Source organism: Hungatella sp. SL.1.14 (assembly GCF_024460495.1).
GTDB classification, from domain to species: domain Bacteria; phylum Bacillota; class Clostridia; order Lachnospirales; family Lachnospiraceae; genus Hungatella; species Hungatella hathewayi.
The window spans coordinates 1-256 of sequence record NZ_JANFYJ010000577.1 but is presented as its reverse complement, the minus strand read 5'-3'; the positions used below and the strand labels follow the sequence as shown (position 1 = coordinate 256).

At 55.9% G+C, this 256-nt stretch carries 1 rRNA gene; it reads left to right on the top strand.

The window, feature by feature from the left end:
- A 23S ribosomal RNA gene (locus tag NE473_RS32375) occupies positions 1 to 256 on the top strand; the annotation flags it as partial.

The window sequence follows — 256 nt, the reverse complement described above, 5'->3', positions numbered from 1 at the left end:
GCACCCGGTGAAATTGAAGTACCAGTGAAGATGCTGGTTACCTGCGCCAGGACGGAAAGACCCCATGGAGCTTTACTCCAGCTTGATACTGGGATTCGGTACTGCATGTACAGGATAGGTGGGAGGCAGAGAAGGTAGGACGCCAGTCTTACTGGAGCCATTGTTGGGATACCACCCTTGCGGTATTGGGTTTCTAACCTGCGGCCATGACCTGGCCGGGGGACAATGTCAGGTGGGGAGTTTGACTGGGGCGGTC